The sequence below is a fragment of the Bifidobacterium sp. C0047B3 genome (assembly GCF_056590535.1).
In genome coordinates, this window is the sequence record NZ_JBWPWH010000001.1 from 19,436 (window position 1) to 37,780 (window position 18,345).

Consider the following 18,345-nt stretch of genomic DNA (forward strand, 5'->3'; position numbering starts at 1 on the left):
TTGGTAGCCGTTCGGCTGATTTGGCATGTGAAGCACACCGTGCTTCACATTTGAGCCAAATCACGCTTTGAGTGAGCTTGAAATCCTGTTGATTTCAAGCTCGGTCAAAGCGCTGCGCGAGCGTCACCGTTTTTTCGTTACTGGTGCAGTCGTCAGCGCAAATGCCGGAGAACATGCGCGCAATTGGGGACTTACACCCCACATAAGTCCACAAAAACGAGCGCAGCGTTTCGGCAGGTCGTCGCACGCATAAATCCTACTGCACATTAATGATCACTGGCTCGCTGTGAAGCCCTTGTACTCGTTTATGCTCAATGCGCAAAACGTAAGTTCCGCGATTCACTTTCGGCAAATCCTCATCAGCGGTGCAGCCTTTGCCGGAAGTGGAATTAGTGTTCCAAGTAATTTTCTTCTCAAAATGGTCGCCTTTTGCCATAAGAAGAGGTCTCAAAGACACATCGCATACGTCTGAACGCCATACTGCGTGTGATAAGTAGTCAACGCTCTTACTGGCGTCTTTAAAGTCTTTGCTGTCTTTCTTTTTATTATCTTTAGTTGCTTGCTTACCTTGCGTAACTTCTTCACTACTATTAACAGTTAGAACAGCATTCATATCCGATGCGTCAATAAGGCAAGAAGAGTTTCCTTCGTACACAAATCGTTCTGTCAACTCAACGCTACCGCCCATAGGAACAGTTTGTGACTTAGTAGAAAGCTCAAGACGAATATCTTTATCAGTGCAATGAGGTGTTAATCCAACAGGACGAGGGTCTGGCACTGGTTGACGAACAATAGTAACTTCATGACCGGCAATCGCTTTACCAATAGCGGCAATACCCTTGCTCAAGCTAATAACACAAAATATTGCCAACATAAGCAAAAGCAAAAAAGCAATACCGACAACAATCCTGCGGCGACGATACATTCTTCGTTTTGTTGCGTTCATGTTACGTACGGGTTTGCGCATCGGGTTGCTAACCGATGTTTCGCCCGCATTGCGATGCGGCTTACGTGGTGACGTAGTTGGCATTGACATACTTACCATTGTAATACATAAGTCGATGAGATGAACTGTACTCACTACACAAGGTAGACTCTCATACAAAGTAATTAAGCTGTTAATTAAAGAGTTACAAAAGCAGCGTAATGAGTTAGTTACTTAAGGTAATGCTAAAGTGCCATCTGGCAATATAGTGATAAGACTGTCATGATCGAGCGAAGCAATGCATTCGTCAAGTTGTGTTTGATTCGACCATAAATTGTTGATCTCGCAACGTTGCAATACCTGCTGTTTTTTATGTGCTTCACGCAATGCCTGCAAAATAATGCCGCGCACTTGCCGATTAGTGGCGGCAAAATGCTGCTGGGGGCGGGTATGGCGGCCAAGACCTGGAAATCCAGCAGCTTTGAAACGGCACCATGTTTGCAAAGGGCATGCAGTGCATTGCGGAGATCGTGCTGTGCAAATGGTAGCACCAATTTCCATAATTGCCTGATTCCAAACGGATGAAGTGCAGGTAGTGTTGGTGGTGTTAGTAGCGTTAGCAGTGGCAGCAGTAACATGATTATCTTCTGGCAATACTGCGGCAGCAAGCTCGCGGTCAGATTGCGTTGTGCTGCCACCATGCGATTCAGTTCCAGTAAAAGCGCGCATAAGTACGCGGCGAATATTTGTATCAATCACCGCAATGTGCTTGCCATAAGCAAAGCTGAGTATTGCACTTGCTGTGTAATCGCCTACACCTGGCAAGGCAATAAGTTCTTCATAGGTGCATGGCAGCTTATTGCGATATCTTGTTGCTACAACTTGAGCACAAGATTGTAAACGTAACGCGCGTCGAGGGTAGCCGAGGCGACCCCAAGCTGTAATAATTTCAGCACTCGTAGCGTGAGCTAGTGATTGTGCATCTGGCCAAGTTTGCATCCAAGTGAGCCAATAGGGTACAACGCGGCTCATTTGCGTTTGCTGGCTCATTACTTCACATACAAGCACACCCCAAGGGGTAGTGCGCCCAAACCTCCAAGGCAAATCGCGTGCGCAACTATGCCAAAAAAGTGCAACATTATCGCGCGTAAGTGTTGCCAATTCGCGCAATGGCTGAGAAGTTTCTTCGGGGAGATGTTCTTCGGGGAGAGATTGTGAATCTTGTTGCATGCTTAATTATGTAAACGTCGTATACTTTCGTGATTACTTTCCGCCGGCGAAACCGAGCTGCCTCCACGCTTCATACACTGCAATAGAAGCGCAATTTGTAAGATTCAAACTACGCAGCGACGGGCGCATAGGAAGACGCACTTGCTCTGCCACGTGTGGACCAGCCATAACATCCATTGGATCAGGAATATCTCCTGGCTCTGGTCCAAAAAGCAGAATATCGTTCGGCTTATATTCAATTTCAGTGTAAAGTTTCGTAGCATTCGCAGTAAATGCAATAATTCGCGAATTTGGCATTGACTCAACTAAATTCTCAAAATTCGGGTGCAAAACAACGTGAGCCATATCGTGATAATCCAGGCCTGCGCGACGTAATTTAGTATCGTGCAAATTAAAACCAAGCGGCTCAACCAAATGCAAAATAGTGCCAGTTACAGCGCAAAGTCGAATTGCGGAACCTGTATTTCCTGGAATACGAGGTGAGTAGAAGCAAAGATGAGGGGTGTGCGTTTCTGCGCGCGCTGCGTCGTCGGCGCTGAGCATTGCGTCCATAACGCTAATTGGATTTCCATGAGCGTCGGTTACAAGTTCGTCTGGACCATAATTTGATTTGCGGTAGCCGTACTCGTACATTTGCTCTACGCGGCTTGCTGCTTCTTGCGTATTCTCGCTGTTATTCATGCTATTCCTTAGCTTTTTAAGTATCTTTACGTAACTTCGTAATCGTAACGTATTTAGTTTACTCGCAACTTGCACATTACTATTGCGAGCGTTCGTTATTGGTGGGGAAAAGTCCGGAGTTTTTGGTAGAGTAGACAGACTGTGTAAGGTGTGTCATATAGCGGGCATGCTCATGGAACCGAAGAAGGCGCCCGCGCATCGCAACTTGCTTATTTGGCAGTTTCGTTTGCCGCGATTTTCTTTAGTTTTTCAAAGATTAAATAGTTAACTAGCGAGTGATAAAGGAACGTCCATTGGCTGCTGAACAAGCTATGACGAGCACCACGAAAGTCATCGCACGTGCTGACGAACATGATATTAAGTTGCATAAAGCGTCAGATCGTGTGAATTTTGGCTCCATTTGTGAGCCTATTGATGTGCCATACCTCCTCGGCGTGCAAACCGACAGCTTTGATTGGTTGATCGGTTCTGAACGCTGGAAGAAGCGCGTTGCAGAAGATGAAGCAAACGGAACTCACACCGTGCCTCATGTTTCTGGTCTCGACGAAGTCTTCCAGGAGATTTCCCCAATTGAGAACTTTGCTGAGACAATGAGCCTCACATTCTCTGATCCATACTTTGAAGAGCCACGCCACACTGTGCTCGAGTGCAAGGAAAAGGATTACACCTATTCTGCTCCACTTTATGTGAACGCTGAGTTTGAAAACGGCGAAACTGGCGAAATTAAGAGCCAGACTGTTTTCATGGGTGATTTCCCATTGCAAACTCCTCACGGCACCTTCATTATTGGTGGCACCGAACGAGTAATCGTTTCGCAGCTTGTGCGCTCTCCAGGCGTGTACTTCGATCGTACACAAGATCGCACTTCCGACAAGGATGTTTTCGGTGCGAAGATTATCCCAAGCCGCGGTGCATGGTTGGAATTTGAGATCGACAAGCGTGACGTTTTAGGCGTTCGCGTTGACCGCAAGCGTAAGCAGTCTGCAATCGTATTCCTTATGGCTATTGGCATGACGAAAGACGAAATTGCAGATGCTTTCCAAGGCTATCCACTTGTTTTGGATGCGCTCGCAAAAGAGCCTATCGAAACGCAAGACGATGCACTTACCGATTTGTATCGTAAGATTCGCCCTGCAGATACTGCAACTCCAGAAGCTGGTCGCAATCTTCTCGATTCCTTCTACTTCAACACAAAGCGTTACGATTTGGCTCGCGTTGGTCGCTATAAGATCAACCGCAAGCTCGGTATTGAAGCAGATTACAGCGATCGCAGCTTGAACCGCGAAGATATTATCGCAACTATTAAGTACTTGGTAACGTTGCATTCCGGCGAAAAAACCTTCCCAGGTAAGCGCGACGGTCAAGACGTGCAGTTGCGCGTTGATGTTGACGATATCGATCATTTCGGCAACCGTCGTATTCGTCAGGTTGGCGAGCTTGTGCAGAATCAGCTTCGTACTGGTTTAAGCCGCATGGAGCGCGTTGTGCGCGAACGTATGACAACTCAGGATGCGGAAGCAATTACTCCACAGTCCTTGATCAATATTCGCCCAGTAAACGCAACTATTAAGGAATTCTTCGGAACTTCCCAGCTCAGCCAGTTTATGGATCAAAACAATCCTTTGGCAGGCGTTACGAACAAGCGTCGTCTTTCCGCACTTGGTCCTGGTGGTCTTTCTCGCGATCGCGCTTCCATGGAAGTTCGAGACGTGCACCCATCCCACTTCGGACGTATGTGCCCAATCGAATCCCCAGAAGGTCCAAACATCGGTCTTATCGGTTCTTTGGCAACCTTCGGACGTATCAACCCATTCGGCTTCATCGAAACCCCATACCGCAAGGTTATTAACGGTCATGTAACTAACGAAGTCGAATACATGACTGCAGACCGCGAAGCTGAGCACGTTATTGCCCAAGCAAACCAGGAACTCGACGAAAACGGCAACTTCGTTGGCACTCAAGCACTTGCTCGCGTGGACGAAGAAGAAGCAGTCGATGTGCCTGTAAGCACTGTAGATTACATGGACGTTTCCCCACGCCAGATGGTTTCTCTCGGCGCTTCCTTGATTCCATTCTTGGAGCACGATGAAGGCCACCGCGCATTGATGGGTACGAACATGCAGCGTCAGGCTGTGCCGCTTATTAAGTCCGAGCGACCACTCGTTGGTACCGGTTCTGAATGGCGTGCAGCAGTTGATTCTGGCGACGTAATCTTGGCTGAGAAGCCGGGCGTAGTAACTTACGTTTCTGCAGATATTATTCGCGTTATGAACGACGATGGAACTCAGTCCAGCTACAAGCTTTCCAAGTTCCAGCGTTCTAACCAGACTACTTGCTACAACCAAGTGCCGCTTATTAAAGACGGCGAGCGCGTTGAAGCTGGTACAGTTTTGGCAGATGGTCCTGCAACCGAAAAGGGCGAACTTGCATTGGGTAAGAATTTGCTCGTTGCGTTCATGCCTTGGAACGGTTACAACTACGAGGATGCTGTGATTATTTCCCAGCGTCTTGTGCAAGACGATACGCTTTCTTCTATTCACATTGAAGAATACGAAATCGACGCTCGCGAAACCAAGCTTGGTTCCGAAGAGATTACTCGTGACTTGCCAAACGTTGGCGAAGACGCGATTGCAAATCTCGACGAGCGCGGCATTATTCGTATTGGTGCTGAAGTCGAAGCTGGCGATATTTTGGTTGGTAAGGTAACTCCTAAGGGCGAAACCGAGCTTACTCCAGAAGAGCGTTTGCTCCGCGCAATCTTCGGCGAAAAGAGCCGCGAAGTGCGCGATACTTCTTTGCGCGTGCCACACGGCGAAACTGGTACTGTGATTGCAGTTAAGGAAATCACTCGTGAAGACGCTGAAGACGACGGTGACGAGCTTCCAAACGGCGTGAACCAAATGATTCGCGTTTACATTGCTCAGCATCGTAAGATTACGCAAGGCGATAAGCTTTCCGGTCGTCACGGCAACAAGGGTGTTATTTCCCGCATTTTGCCAGAAGAAGATATGCCATTCTTGGCTGATGGTACTCCAGTTGACATCATGCTTAACCCGTTGGGCGTGCCTTCTCGAATGAACTTGGGTCAGGTGCTCGAGCTTCACTTGGGTTGGATTGCTCACGCTGGCTGGGATATTAACTTGGATCCAGACTTGGAAGCAGCTTGGAAGAAGTACGTGCCGCAGGGTGCTGAGCATGGCGATCCATGCACTCCAGTTGCAACACCAGTATTCGACGGCGTGCGACCAGAAACTTTGAAGGGCTTGCTTTCTACAACACTCGCAAATCGCGATGGTGACAAGCTTGTTGGCCCAGATGGTAAGGCAACCTTATTCGACGGTCGTACTGGTGAGCCATTCCCGAAGCCAATTTCTGTTGGCTACATGTACATTTTGAAGCTGCATCACTTGGTTGATGATAAGATTCACGCACGTTCCACTGGTCCTTACTCCATGATTACCCAGCAGCCGTTGGGTGGTAAGGCTCAGTTCGGCGGTCAGCGCTTCGGCGAAATGGAAGTGTGGGCGCTTGAGGCTTACGGTGCTGCTTACACATTGCACGAAATGATGACTACGAAGTCTGATGACGTCGACGGTCGTGTGCGCGTGTACGGTGCTATCGTCAAGGGCGATAACCTGCCACCAGCTGGCATTCCTGAATCATTCAAGGTGTTGCTTAAGGAAATGCAGTCGCTTTCCCTTAATGTTGAAGTGTTGAACGCTGAAGGCGTCGCAATCGACATGAAGGATGAAGAGGACGACCCAGTTTCATCTTCCGACGATCTTGGCTTCAATATTGGCGCTCGACCAGATTCGTCCGCCAAGGAAGATCAGATTGCTGTTGAACCTGAATACCAGTGATTCGGTAACGAACACTACTTTAAGAAATTAAGAAACGTTAAAAACAATTTCATGAGACAGGACGATAAGAGTGCTGGACGTCAACGCATTTGACAAACTGAGGATTGGACTGGCAACCGCCGAAGATATCCGTAGCTGGAGCCACGGCGAAGTAAAGAAGCCAGAAACCATTAATTACCGTACCCTAAAGCCAGAGAAGGACGGTCTGTTCGGTGAGCAGATCTTCGGTCCAACTCGCGACTGGGAGTGCGCGTGCGGCAAGTATAAGCGCGTGCGCTTTAAGGGAATCGTGTGCGAGCGATGTGGTGTAGAAGTTACACGCAGCCGCGTTCGCCGCGAACGCATGGGTCATATTGAGCTTGCAGCTCCGGTAACGCACATTTGGTTCTTCAAGGGTGTGCCAAGCCGTTTGGGCTACTTGCTCGACATTGCACCTAAGGATCTTGAAAAAGTAATCTACTTCGCAGCCTACATGGTTACGAAAGTCGACGAAGAGCAGCGTCACCAAGATCTTCCAGATTTGCAAGACGAATTCGATACAGAAATCGGCAACCTTCGCAAGCGTCGTGATAACGAAATTGAAGCGCGCGCTAAGAAAGTTGAAGAAGACTTGCACGAGCTGGAAGAATCTGGCGAAGGCAAAGGTGCTGCAAGATCTAAGTTGCGCGCTAGCGCAGAGCGCGAAATGTCTGCTATTCGCACTCGCTACGACGAGCAAATTCAGCGTTTGAACGCAGTGTTTGATCGTTTCAAGGGCTTGCGTGCCGGCGATATGGAAGGCGACGTCGACTTGTGGCGTGAGATGGAAGATCGCTATGGCGACTACTTCGAAGGCTGCATGGGTGCTGAAGCTATTAAGAAGCGTTTGCAAGATTTCGATTTGAAGTCTGCTGCCGAAGAGCTTCGCGCAGAAATTGACAACGGAACCGGTCAGCGCAAGGCTCGCGCTTTGAAGCGACTGAAGGTTGTAAACGCATTCTTGACTACTGGAAACAAGCCAGAAGCTATGGTTTTGGATGTAATTCCAGTAATCCCACCAGATTTGCGACCAATGGTTCAGCTCGATGGTGGTCGTTTTGCAACTTCCGATTTGAACGATTTGTACCGTCGCGTAATCAACCGTAACAACCGTTTGAAGCGACTTATTGAGCTTGGTGCTCCTGAAATCATGCTTAATAACGAAAAGCGCATGCTTCAGGAAGCAGTCGACTCGCTCTTCGACAACGGTCGCCGCGGACGCCCAGTAACCGGCGCATCCAACCGACCATTAAAGTCGCTTTCCGACATGCTTAAAGGTAAGCAAGGCCGATTCCGCCAGAACTTGCTCGGTAAGCGTGTTGATTACTCTGGTCGTTCCGTAATCGTCGTTGGCCCAAGCCTTCGCATGCATCAGTGCGGTTTGCCAAAGCCAATGGCATTGGAGCTTTTCAAGCCGTTCGTTATTAAGCGTTTGGTGGATCAGGGCTTCGCTCAGAATATGAAGAGCGCAAAGCGTTTGGTTGACCGTGGTGACTCCGAAGTTTGGGGCGTGCTCGAGGAAGTTATTTCCGAGCATCCTGTGCTTCTTAACCGCGCACCTACACTTCACCGCTTGGGTATTCAGGCATTCGAGCCGATTTTGGTTGAAGGTAAAGCAATCCACCTGCCACCACTTGCCTGCGCAGCATTCAACGCAGATTTCGATGGTGATCAGATGGCAGTGCACCTTCCGCTTTCTGCAGAAGCTCAAGCAGAAGCGCGTACTTTGATGATGGCTTCCGACAATATCTTGAAGCCAGCAGACGGTCACACCGTTACAATGCCTTCTCAGGATATGATTTTGGGTCTTTACTACTTGTCTACCGTAATTGACGGAGCAAAGGGCCAGGGTCGCGTTTTCTCCTCGCTTGCTGAAGCTGAAATGGCTCTCGACAAGCATGAGATTGATATGCAAGCTAAGGTGTTGATTCGAGTTCCTGCAGACTTCGTATTGCCAAAGAATTGGGAGCCTGCTGAGCTTAAGGTTGTTGACCCTGAGCCAGGCAGCCCAGACGTTGTGCGCGAAGAGCGTTTTAAGGACGGAACTGTACTGTTTGCAACTTCTTGCGGACGCATTTTGTTCAACGGAACCTTGCCAGTCGACTATCCGTTCGTAAACGAGCAGGTGCCAAAGGGCGTACTTTCTAAGATCGTCGACGAAATCGCAACCCGCTATTCTACAGCTCAAGTTGCAGCAACGCTCGACGCTTTGAAGGATCTCGGCTTTACTCGCGCTCCTTGGTCTGGCGTAACAATGGCATTCTCCGACATTGTGCTTCCTCCAAATCGCGAGCAAATTGCGCAAGATTACGAGGATCAGGCTGCAAAAATCAACTCTCAATACGATATGGGTCTTCTTACAGACGAAGAGCGTCGTCAAGAGTTGATTAACTTGTGGACTGAATGCACCGACAAGGTTGCAGACGCAATGCGCGAAAACTTCCACGACGACAACAATGTGAACATCATGGTTCAGTCAGGCGCACGTGGTAACTGGATGCAGATTCGTCAGATTGCTGGTATGCGAGGCCTCGTGGCTAACCCTAAGGGTGAGATTATTCCTCGACCTGTTAAGTCAAACTACCGCGATGGCTTGTCTGTGTTGGAGTACTTCATCTCGCAGCACGGCGCTCGTAAGGGCTTGGCAGATACTGCACTTCGTACGGCAGAATCTGGCTACTTGACTCGTCGTCTTGTGGATGTTTCGCAGGAAGTAATCGTGCGCGAAGAAGATTGCGGCACTAAGCGCGGTCTTATGATGAAGATTGCTGATCGCGACGAAAACGGCAATTTGACGCTTGTTAAGGCTGCTGACGGTGGTCCATACTCGCGCTTGCTTGCTGCAGACGTAATTGACCCTGCTGACGGTACGACAGTTTTGGCAAAGTGTGGAGATGCGCTTTCTATGGACGTTTTGCGTGATTTGGTTGCGCACGGCGTTGAGGAAGTTAAGGCGCGTTCTGTGCTTACTTGCGAATCCAAGCGTGGCGTTTGCGCAAAGTGCTACGGCTGGTCCTTGGCTACGAGCCGACTCGTAGACGTTGGTGAGGCTGTTGGTATTGTTGCAGCACAGTCCATTGGTGAGCCTGGTACGCAGCTTACGCTTCGTTCCTTCCACTCCGGTGGTGTTGCTTCGGCTTCTGATATTACTCAGGGTCTTCCTCGTGTTACGGAGCTTTTCGAGGCTCGTACTCCTAAGGGTGAGGCTCCAATTGCTGAGTTCCCAGGCGTTGTGAAGGTTGAGGATACTGATCACGGCCGTCAGGTGACTTTGACTCCAGACGACACTACGATTGAGCCAATCGTTTACCCAGTGACGCGTCGTGCGCCAATGCTTGTAAAAGATGGCGACCATGTTGAGGTTGGTACGCAGCTGATTGAAGGTTCTGTGGATCCTAAGAAGATTCTGCGTATTCTTGGTCCGCGTGCGGCTCAGGTGAACATCGTGGAAGAAGTGCACAACGTGTACCGTTCTCAGGGCGTTGATATTCACGATAAGCACATTGAAGTTATTGTGCACCAGATGCTTCGCCGTATTACGGTGATTGATTCTGGCGATACGGATCTTCTTCCAGGTGAGCTTGTGGATCAAGCAAAGTTCCGCGAGGCAAACTTGGCTGCTGTAAAGAACGGCGGAAAGCCTGCTGCTGGTCGACCAGAGCTTATGGGTATTACCAAGGCTTCGTTGGCTACGGATTCTTGGCTTTCTGCAGCATCGTTCCAGGAGACTACGCGCGTGCTTACTGAGGCCGCCTTGAGCCAGAAGGAAGATGACCTTAAGGGCTTGAAGGAGAACGTGATTATCGGTAAGCTCATCCCAGCTGGTACCGGTTTGGCGCGTTACCGCAATGCTAACGTGGAGCCGGATCCTCAGGTTCGCGACTCTATTTATCCAAACTTTGGTTTGGGTGGTGCAGATAGTACGCCTTCGAACTTCGGTGAGAGCGATATGGGTGATGTTGACTTCTCCAACATTGATTTTGGCGATATGAAGCTCGGCGACGACTTTAATCCAGATGACTTCCTTGACGATCAGGGTGGTCAGAGCGATTATGGCGACGAAGCTGAGTGATTGCGCTGGTGTGCTGCTTGGTGCGTGCTGAGCGCGTTGCGTTTGGTGAGTGCTGAATGGCGCTAATCTGATATAAAAATGGGGCTTCAAGCTTTCGGGCTTGAAGCTCCTTTTTGTTGATGGGCAGCGCGACGACCTGCCTGAGCGCTGCGATTTAGCGCGCGAAGGCAACTCGGAGCGCCGAGCTTGCTTAGGGTTGAAAGCACAGTGTGCTTTCAACGCGAGTTTCGCAAGCGAGCGCGCAATCTGCGCGAGCATTAACTGCGCGCGTAACGCATGTTTCCGATTTTTTGTTACTGGTGCAGTTGGCGTTCTGCGTTAGTAACGTTTAATGCCGTTTTTTCGTTACTGGTGCAGTTGGCGTTCTGCATTAACAACGTATAATGCAGATTTTTCGTTACTGGCGCAGATTGCATACTGCGCGCGTAACGCATGTTTCCGATTTTTTGTTACTGGTGCAGTTGGCGTTCTGCGTTAGTAACACATGAATCATCCTTAAATACCTTTTAACCACAATGCTGTAAATTTATTGCTTATGTATCGTATTCTCAAATAACCTCAGTGGTATGCCTAAAACTAACAATGAAATGATACATATTATAAAAGATGCTGAAATAGAGCATCGATGCATCATACCTATTCACGCAGCTCAAAAACAATATGCATACAGACGCGTGAAAAATGGTACTTTTGTGCGTACTTTTCGCAATCTTTACGCGCAAACTGAGTACTGGCAGAAGCTATATACTTCAGAACGCATACGTCATGTAGTGATTTCTCTGATGGATCTTTATCCGGATTGGAAGTTTACTGTTACGAGTGGGGCAGCTTTATTAGGCTATGATGTTGTTGAAGATTATGACACGCTGTTTGTTGGTAGCAAATACAATTCGCAGAACACTAATTTACAAACACTTCCAACGCAGATTTATATTCGCTCAAAAACTAACAAATCTACGCACGATAATCCGCAATTGCATCGTATTAGCGCAACCGGAAAGGAGCAGGATGCTACTAGCGACGACGTGCGTATTGTGCAGCCGAGTCGCAAGTATGATGGTCAGCTTATTACACTTCCGCATTTAAGCGACAGAGTAAGTTATGAGATTAGAAGTCATATTGTTGACAAAAGTACGCTGCTTTTTGATGCTGCTAACAGTTTGAGTTTTAGGGCTGCTTTGCCGATTTTTGATTCTGCTGCGCGCGATAACGTGAACTTTAACAAGGTTCTTGAGATTTGCGGAAGAAGATACGGTGGAAGAGATGGTGTTGGTGTTGTTAGTGTTGGTTTTAATGGCGCGGTTGGCAATGGTTTTGTCTATAGTGATGTAGCTGGTTTCGGCAGTAATGCGGATCCTATTTTTAGGTTGCGTCGCCTTTGTCTTTTTAAGAATGGTCTAAGCGAGAATGGCGGAGAGTCTTTCGCGCGCGGCACGATGATTGATCTTGGGTTTATGGTGCCTGAGTTGCAGCATGAGTTTGTTGCGCCTAATTCTAGGGTTAAGTATAGGTGTGATTTTTTGTGGAGGGTTTCGGGCGGTGGTCTGATTGTTGGTGAGCTTGATGGGTATGACAAGTATTTTGTTGATTCGACTAATTCTACGCATGCGAATATCAACTTTAATTCTTCGTTTGATACTCAAATGTTGCGTAATTCCTACAATCAGGCCGCTATTAATCGCAATATTGATAGGCAGGCGGAGCGTGAGTCGGTGCTTTTTAGGGAGTGCGGTGTGAGTAAGATTGTGCGCTTTAATTTTGCGGATGTTGTTGGCGTTAAGAATCTTGAGCGGAAGCTTGTTGAAGCTGGTGTGCCGCGGATTATGCGCGTTGGATGATATCGAGCGCGCAATCTGCGCGAAAGCAGGTCGTCAGCGCACGCCAGTCGCAACCTAGTTTCTAAAGCGCAACCACGCAACTCTGCCCTGCCTTCGTCAATCGAGACGAAGGCAGACCTCGCTTGCAGTGAAAGCACACTGTGCTTTCAACCCTGAGCAAGCTCGGCGCTCCGAGTTGCCTTCGCGCGCTAAATCGCAGCGCTCAGGCAGGTCGTCGCGCTGCGTGCGTGTCTGATTTTGCCTACTTTCGGACACTGGCGCAGATTGGTTTCTGCGTTAGGGTTGCTGGTTGCTTGTTTTGACAATGGTTGCTTGTTTTGACAAGATGTATACAAGCGATTATGCTATATATAACATAAACAGGGGGTTGGGGAATTGTTTGATGTGATTTTTTACAGTGATAAGGATGGTGATAAGCCAGTACGTGAGTTTATTAAAAGTTTGGATGTTAAGTTGCGAGCAAAGGTGGTTTCGGATTTGCATCGTTTGGAGATGTTAGGAAGTGACGCAAGGGAGCCGCTTAGTAAGCATGTTGGCAACCATATTTTTGAACTTCGCACTATTTTAGGTAGCAACATAGTGCGTATTTTATACTTTTTTGATGCTAATAAAATTATTGTTGCCACCAATGGGTTTGTTAAAAAGCAGCAGAAAACTCCGCGTAGTGAAATATTGGTAGCTATGCAGAGAAGGGCTGAATATTTTAATAGAAAGATAGGCTTGTGATGAAAAAGCAAGAGTTGCAGGGAACGCAAGTATGGCAGGGAACGAGTGAAGTACAGGAAACGCGAATGAATGATTTGCATGAACTCACGGATGAGCTTATTAAGGATCCTGAATTCAAGAAGGAGTATGATGCTCTTCAGTCGGAAAGAGATTTGACTATGTCGCTTGTGATGGCTAGGAAAAAGGCTGGTTTGACTCAGGCTGAGCTGTCGGAGAAGACTGGTATAAGTCAGTCGGATATTAGCAGGTTGGAAAATGGTTCGAGGAATCCGACTATTGCGCTTTTGAATCGTATTGCAAATGCTTTGAACGCGACTTGTAGGATTGAGTTTGTGCCGAATGCGCGTTGACGTGTTTTAGCACTGTGATTTAGCGCTCAACTTTCCTTGTGTCTTCCAAACGAACTTGTCGGAAATTCCGACAGGTTGAATTTTTGTTATGAATATAAAGAAAGCGTAATGCAGCTTCAAGCAAGAGCAATTAATTATCATTTTTTGGATTGTTGGTCGGCAGATTACGCTTTCTTAAGAAATAAAGAAAGCGTAATCGTTTGCGCGCTTGTGTTGAAAGCCCAGCATAATTTCTAAAGCACAGCCATACTAACCTGCCCTGCCTTCGTCTTTATTGACGAAGGCAGACCTCGCTTGCGTTGAAAGCACACCGTGCTTTCAACCTTGAGCAAGCTCGGCGCTCCGAGTTGCTTTCGCGCGCGCTGTGCTGCGCTCAAGCATGTCGTCGCGCGCGAAAGCACACTGTGCTTTCAGCATTGAGTCGTCGCTACCGCATTGGGTCGCTTTTCGCGCTACGCTTGAGCGAAAAGCGAGTCAATGCGACACGCCGATTTGGTTTTTGAGAAAAAAAATTAAAACGCACAAAAAGCGACTGAGTTAGTAATTTGTCACCCCTAAAACCCGTTAATTTTCAACGATTCTTGTACCGGGGGGGGGGTGGGTGCTTAGAGATATAAACATTTGACTGTGTTATACTGCACGCGATTTTCCGTCTAAATATCGATTAATATTGTATTTACTCATGGTTGAGCGTTATCGCACATTGCGAAAAATAGCTAAATAATGAAGGTTGCAGTTGTATCTGCGTTCGCATCTGTGCGTTTGCACATTTGCTGTCGTCGATGCAATTGTAAGTATGTCATAATGACACAATTGTCATTATGTCATAACCTTTTGTTTAGCTTGTAACTTGCTGTTGAGGCTAAATAAAGATGTAAGACGATTCGTTTACTTATTGAAGAGAGGGAATATGCGTCTACAGACTTCAAAGTTAAAGCGCGCTGTTGCCGTACTAGCAGCTGCGTGCACACTTGGCACCTGCTGCATCGCCGGATCCATCGCGTGGGCTGGTAATCCACAGGATACACCTGCTCAAGGTGAAGACACCGCAAATATTAAATCTGACCAGGCTACTTCTATTACCATTTACAAGTATGAAGGTCCTGAGGGTTCTGTTAGGAATAATGGTAAAAAGCAGACTATTCCAGATAAACAAAAACCAATTTCTGGCGTGAAATTCAAGCTTACTCCAATCGTTGATGCTCAAGGCAACAAGATTGATTTGTCTCAGACGTCTGGTTGGAAAGCCATCGAGAAATTAGAGACTGAAAATAAAACTGCTGCTCAGGCTTTGACTGGTGCTAAGTTGAAGGTTTCTGAGACCACTGCTGACATTAAAGAACAAGCAACTGGTGATGATGGTTCTACAAAATTCGACCTTGGCAAAACATACGGCTTGTACTTGGTTGAGGAAGACTTGGCTAATAGCAAGCCTATGAAAGAAGGCAAGCCTATTAAGGTTACCAAGCAAGTTAACCCATTCCTTGTAACGGTTCCTCTTCCAGATACGCAGACTCACACTTGGATTTACAATTTAAAGATTTATCCAAAGAATGACGTCAGCACCAACAAGGTGGAGAAGAAAGCTCAAGCTGCTCCAAGCAAGCCATTCATTGACGGTACTAAGACGACTATGGGTTGGGATATTTCCATCCCGCTCACAGCTATCAAAGATGGTGGCAAAGCCTATACCAATGTTTCCTTCACTGATCCAATTAACACAGATTTCTTGAACTATAACAGTGTTAAGGATGTGAAGGTTGTTAGTAAAGATGGCAAAACCTCTGAGACTTTAGTGACAAGCGATTATGAAGTTGAAGGATATTCTTCAATTGGCGAATCTCCTAAGAAGGTAGATGACTTAACTACTGCTGACAATCTCAAGACAGTCAAGTGGATTCGCGTTAAGCTAACTAAAGCTGGTTTAGCTAAGGCTTCTGAAAAAGTTGGCGGTAAACTTACAGCAACAGTTGTAACAACAGTTATTAATCCTGGAAATATTAAGAACTACATAAACACTGATGTAGATGGAGTTGCAACCGGTGATGGAGATAAAACTCCTGGCTGTGTTCCAACTAAGGATAAGCCATGTAATGAAGATCCAGATCATCCTCACGAAGGTGAAGACACCACTAATTTCGCTACACTCACCATTGATAAGATCGGCTTGAGTGATAACGAGAACAAGGACAATGGTAAACCTTTGAAGGGCGCAATATTTGATGTGTATGAAGCTGCTGCAGGTAAGAAGGTAGACGACCTTAAAGGTAAGACAGTTGCTGAAGCTGGCGCTGATTTAGTAAGTGGTGAAGGCAAAGTTCGTACAATGGCTGCAACTGATGATAAAGGTAAGGCTTCTGACTCCTTCTTCGTTGGTAATGGTTCTACTGTTTCGCACGTTTATTGCGCAGTTGAAACTAAAGCTCCAGATGGATTCAAACTTGATAATACGCTTCATTGCGTGAATCTTACTGCTGGAACTGATGCGAACAACACTTTGAAGATTGATAACGCTAGAGCAACCGAACTCGACAAGATTCTTGCCAACTTGCCTATGACTGGTGCTCGTGGCTTGGTGATTTTGACGGTTTGCGGCATTGTTGGTATCGCTGGCACGTTCTTCTACATTGTGATGAAGCGTCGCAAGGAGCAAGAACAGGAGTAAAACTCGCTCGACTGGTTGAGTGGCTTGAACGATTGTTCAGTTGATTTGCTCTGCCGGTTGCACAGTTTGTTGCGAAACAAGCTATGCAACCGGTTTGAGCGGATTAGTTGCGCAGTCAGGTTGGAGCGCAAACGTCGGAAATTCTCCGTCAAAGTTCCTGAAGCTTTGCATCATTGCTCTGCAAACGTTGATTCTGTAGCTTTGCAGTTTTGCTTCTGCAAAAAGTGGTTTTGTAGCTTTGCAGTAATGCTTTGCTAACGGTGATTACTTGTTGCTTAGTGAACTTTAACATTAATGTTCTGCAGACGTTGAGTATTTATTGCTTAAAGAACACTAGCGTCATTGTTACTGCACACATCACACCAAGCACACAAACCACGCACCCACCCGCAGCTTAGTTGTGCGACTTTAGTGGCACTTAGTAAACCACGCAGTTGCGTAACTTTCTGCACGAGTCTATGAGTTTTGTGTTGTTGTTTAGTATGTTGAGAGGCTGGAAAAATTGTGTTCAGCAATAAAAGAGGACTGAGGAAGCTACGTTCTTTTAAGAACAAAGCAGACAGTAAAGCCTTTAACAGCCAAAGCGACGAAGGACGGGAACTTGCGCAAACACAAATTTTCCAGCCTCGTTCAAACCAAAAAACTAAATCAGTTACAAAACTCATAGACGATACTAAAGAATATCGAAAAGAATATCGCAAACAAAATTACAACCAAGAAAACCACTCAAACTCGCGCAACAACGCCAAAAACTGGCACTTCTCTAAATCCTGCGTAATCCCTGCTTTGCTGTTGCTTGCGTCGTTTGCGTCGCTTATTTACCCGCACGCCGCCATGTGGCTGAGCCAGTATCACATGTCGGAAGTTGCTGCTGAGTATGCGAAGCTTATAACTCATGCTGTTCCTGCTCCTCATGAGCAGCTCCGTCGCGCTCGTGAGTATAACAGTCAGCTTTCGTCGGGTGCTATTTACGAGGCAAATACGAACATACCGACTTCTCACGGAGCTACTTCCGATGCGAGTCAGGATTATTGGGATCAGTTAAAAGTGAACGACGACGGGTTGATGGCTCGTTTGCGCATCAAAAAAATTGATCTTGATTTGCCTGTGTATCACGGCACAGAAGATGCCACTCTTCTGAAAGGTCTTGGTCATTTGCGTGGAACTTCGCTTCCGGTTGGCGGCAAGGGGACGCGCTCTGTGATTACGGGGCATCGCGGTTTGGCAAGTGCGGAAATGTTTACAAGGCTGGACGAAGTTGGGAAAGGTGACACTTTTACAATTGAGGTTTTCGACGAGATTCTCACCTACAAGGTTGTTGACAAGATCGTTGTGAACCCTGATGAGACGAAGAAGATTGCAGCCGTTCCTGGTAAGGATTTGATGACGCTGATTACTTGTACGCCTCTTGGCATTAACACGCAGCGCATTTTGGTTACTGGTGAACGCGTGGTGCCAACGCCTGCTGCAGACAAGGCGCTTCGAGGTAAAAAGCCTGATGTGCCGCGATTCCCGTGGTGGATTGTTGCTTGTTTTGGAAGCTTGTGTATTGTTGGCGGATACATTTGGTGGGCTGGTTTGCCTGTAAAGAAGAAAAAGAAAACTGAAAAGAGTGATGATGCTGCGGCGAATGTTACTTCGAATGTTGTTTCGAATGTTGCTGCAGATGCGCCTTCTGTTACTAGCGCAAGCAGCGGTGCAGTAAGCAGCACAGTAAGTAGCGCATCGACAAGCATAGTAAGCAGCACAGTAAGCAGCGCGGATCTTGTGCTCGAGGAAGCTAAGGCGATTGAAAATCGTCCGAAAAAACGACCGAAAGTCAAAAAGTCTAGTTCGCGCAAGAAACGCAAGCGGAGCGGTCACGGCGAAAAGACTTTCGACTGGCTTATAAGCATTCTCGGTTTATGAGCGATTGCTTATAGGCAATAACAAAACTTAATAGAAAAACTTAATAACAACAAAAAACTTAATAGAAAAACT

General features: G+C 47.2%; 10 protein-coding genes. 7 read left to right on the forward strand and 3 right to left on the reverse strand.

The annotated features are described in order from the left end of the window. Positions 1-256: 256 nt before the first annotated feature. The 3 genes from AC1EKT_RS00085 to AC1EKT_RS00095 all read right to left on the reverse strand — a co-directional run bounded on the left by AC1EKT_RS00085 (position 257) and on the right by AC1EKT_RS00095 (position 2,836). On the reverse strand, positions 257-1,045 hold the full coding sequence (locus AC1EKT_RS00085; protein ID WP_481616226.1) for a peptide ABC transporter permease: 789 nt from the start codon (positions 1,043-1,045) through the stop codon (positions 257-259). Between the two features lie 114 nt (positions 1,046-1,159). Beyond that, entirely contained in the window at positions 1,160-2,155 is a 996-nt protein-coding gene (locus AC1EKT_RS00090; protein ID WP_415687846.1) for an HhH-GPD family protein, read from the reverse strand. A gap of 33 nt (positions 2,156-2,188) precedes the next feature. Then, positions 2,189-2,836, reverse strand: coding sequence for a tRNA (cytidine(34)-2'-O)-methyltransferase (locus AC1EKT_RS00095; protein WP_415687514.1), 648 nt, complete (start codon positions 2,834-2,836; stop codon positions 2,189-2,191). Positions 2,837-3,147: 311 nt separating this feature from the next. Here AC1EKT_RS00095 and rpoB point away from each other — a divergent pair, with 311 nt between their 5' ends. The 7 genes from rpoB (at position 3,148) to AC1EKT_RS00130 (ending at position 18,273) form a co-directional block, all read left to right on the forward strand. Next, positions 3,148-6,696 carry a DNA-directed RNA polymerase subunit beta gene (rpoB, locus tag AC1EKT_RS00100; protein WP_481615996.1) on the forward strand — a complete coding sequence of 1,183 codons (3,549 nt, stop codon included), beginning with the start codon at positions 3,148-3,150 and terminating at the stop codon, positions 6,694-6,696. 70 nt (positions 6,697-6,766) lie between these two features. Then, a complete protein-coding gene (locus tag AC1EKT_RS00105) occupies positions 6,767-10,786 on the forward strand; it encodes a DNA-directed RNA polymerase subunit beta' (RefSeq protein WP_415683688.1) in 4,020 nt (1,339 codons plus the stop codon). Between the two features lie 566 nt (positions 10,787-11,352). Then, a complete protein-coding gene (locus tag AC1EKT_RS00110; RefSeq protein ID WP_481615821.1) occupies positions 11,353-12,624 on the forward strand; it encodes an AMP-dependent synthetase in 1,272 nt (423 codons plus the stop codon). Positions 12,625-13,008: 384 nt separating this feature from the next. Beyond that, positions 13,009-13,350, forward strand: coding sequence for a type II toxin-antitoxin system RelE/ParE family toxin (locus AC1EKT_RS00115; RefSeq protein WP_480033364.1), 342 nt, complete (start codon positions 13,009-13,011; stop codon positions 13,348-13,350). Further along, the gene (locus AC1EKT_RS00120; protein ID WP_415687865.1) at positions 13,350-13,700 is read left to right on the forward strand and encodes a helix-turn-helix domain-containing protein; all 351 of its coding nucleotides are present in this window, start codon (positions 13,350-13,352) and stop codon (positions 13,698-13,700) included. The genes AC1EKT_RS00115 and AC1EKT_RS00120 overlap by 1 nt, the downstream gene beginning before the upstream one ends. 910 nt (positions 13,701-14,610) lie before the next feature. Next, positions 14,611-16,365 carry a SpaH/EbpB family LPXTG-anchored major pilin gene (locus AC1EKT_RS00125; protein ID WP_481615822.1) on the forward strand — a complete coding sequence of 585 codons (1,755 nt, stop codon included), beginning with the start codon at positions 14,611-14,613 and terminating at the stop codon, positions 16,363-16,365. Between the two features lie 504 nt (positions 16,366-16,869). Beyond that, positions 16,870-18,273, forward strand: a complete 1,404-nt coding sequence (locus AC1EKT_RS00130) for a class C sortase (protein ID WP_481615823.1) — start codon at positions 16,870-16,872, stop codon at positions 18,271-18,273. Positions 18,274-18,345: the final 72 nt, after the last annotated feature.

Excerpts from the sequence above, each read along its gene's own strand:
- AC1EKT_RS00085 (WP_481616226.1), bottom strand. The coding sequence starts at position 1,045 with ATGGTAAGTATGTCAATGCCAACTACGTCACCACGTAAGCCGCATCGC.
- AC1EKT_RS00090 (WP_415687846.1), bottom strand. The coding sequence starts at position 2,155 with ATGCAACAAGATTCACAATCTCTCCCCGAAGAACATCTCCCCGAAGAA.
- AC1EKT_RS00095 (WP_415687514.1), bottom strand. The coding sequence starts at position 2,836 with ATGAATAACAGCGAGAATACGCAAGAAGCAGCAAGCCGCGTAGAGCAA.
- rpoB (WP_481615996.1), top strand. The coding sequence starts at position 3,148 with ATGACGAGCACCACGAAAGTCATCGCACGTGCTGACGAACATGATATT.
- AC1EKT_RS00110 (WP_481615821.1), top strand. The coding sequence starts at position 11,353 with ATGCCTAAAACTAACAATGAAATGATACATATTATAAAAGATGCTGAA.
- AC1EKT_RS00120 (WP_415687865.1), top strand. The coding sequence starts at position 13,350 with ATGAAAAAGCAAGAGTTGCAGGGAACGCAAGTATGGCAGGGAACGAGT.
- AC1EKT_RS00125 (WP_481615822.1), top strand. The coding sequence starts at position 14,611 with ATGCGTCTACAGACTTCAAAGTTAAAGCGCGCTGTTGCCGTACTAGCA.